Below are 1614 nucleotides of genomic sequence, written 5' to 3' on the forward strand. Positions count from 1 at the left end.
GGTGTTATGGGACAAAAATGTCCACTAATAATTGTTGAACAAACCCGCTTCGCGGGGGATAGTCATTCGAATAGTCTTTATTTACTCTAACATTTCTGTTTTTCATACAAGCTAAATGCCTAAATACTCTGTCAATCAGATATTCAAACAGGCATACCGATCCTACGACCAATCTCATCCTCTTCCTGACTACAAACGTGACGCTGCCCACAGCATGATGGTATGTCGTACCTCGACCCTTGGCGGTCATGTCCAGGGGTGCCCCGACGGCCATTTCAATCGGATGTGGTACAACTCGTGCAAACACCGTACCTGTCCGCAATGCGCTCATCTTCAAGTCCAGCAATGGCTTGAAAAGCAGAAAGCAAGGCTCCTGAAATGCCCTCATTTCCATGTAATATTTACCATTCCTTACCAACTCCGGTTTCTGCTTCACATGAACTTCAAGCTGCTGGCAGGGATCCTGTTGATCTGCTCGCGAGACACTATCTTCACGCTTTGCCTCAACCCGAAGCGGCTCGGGGCAAAGCCTGGGATCATCGCGGCGTTTCATTCTTGGATGAAAACCCAGGCCATTCATCCCCATGCCCATTGCCTCGTCAGCGGTGGTGCCCTGAATGAAGCAGGAGAATGGGCCCCTGTGAAAGGATTGTACCTCTTTCCCTTTGAAGCTGCGCGCGATATTTTTCGGGGAAAGATGAACGATGCCTTGAAAAAAGCCTTCGAAAAAGGCGAGCTTGTCCTTCCCCCTGACATGAGCTCTCAGCAGTTCATCAACCTCCTGAACAAGCTGGGTCGCAAGAAATGGAACGTTAAAATTTTAAAGAAATATCGCCATGGCAATGGTGTCGCTACTTACTTGGCCCGCTACCTCCGAGGCGGCCCCATTTCAAACTACCGAATTAAAAAAGTAACTGAGACCCACGTCGTCTTCGATTGTGGCCGTGAAAAGCTGAAACTGATGACGCTTCCAATAGATGAGTTCATCGAACGGTTTCTTTATCACGTCCCACCACCCCATGCCGTCCTGGTTCGATCTTACGGTCTCTACGCCCAGACGAAAAAGGACAATTTAAACATCGCCCGGCGTGCCCTCGGCCAGGACAGGGTGGGGTTCCCGCGCAAAGTCATCTGGCAGGATGTTATCAAAAAAACAGCCCCAGATAAAACCATCTGCCCGACTTGCGGAAAGCCCCTGATTGTTACCCGAGTCATCCCTCCATTCTGCAGAGAAACAAAAATAAACAGCCCACCGGGAACCCACGGCATGATCATTTGCGGATTGCACTAACTGTCTATCTTTTTATTGTTTATCATCCATTGACAGCGCGGGTGAGTTCTGCTTTAAAACTGCTGAGAGTAGAGAATATTTTACTGTAGCCACGTCAGAAAGATGAATTCACCATGAAAATCTACCCCCCTGACCGTGCAATACAGAGAGTTACATAACATAGGCCGACGCTTCGTGACGTGAGTTTTGAGTTGAAACTCCATAGCGCCCAGGCCAATTCGAGCGTTGTCGTTGCGCGGGTCCGTTCAACAAGCCGTTGAAGGGAACAGCTTCGCACTACGGGGGCCGTCGGAGCTTCAAACACTGTCTCTTAACTAATTGTT

Annotated in this window: 1 protein-coding gene; it reads left to right on the forward strand. The window is 49.0% G+C overall.

Annotated features, from left to right (window positions below):
- The first annotated feature begins 115 nt into the window (after nt 1–115).
- Nucleotides 116–1291 carry an IS91 family transposase gene (locus MSL71_RS26285; protein ID WP_180147500.1) on the forward strand — a complete coding sequence of 392 codons (1176 nt, stop codon included), beginning with the start codon at nt 116–118 and terminating at the stop codon, nt 1289–1291.
- Nucleotides 1292–1614 lie beyond the last annotated feature (323 nt).

It is taken from the genome of Desulfoluna butyratoxydans (assembly GCF_900699765.1).
Lineage (GTDB): Bacteria > Desulfobacterota > Desulfobacteria > Desulfobacterales > Desulfolunaceae > Desulfoluna > Desulfoluna butyratoxydans.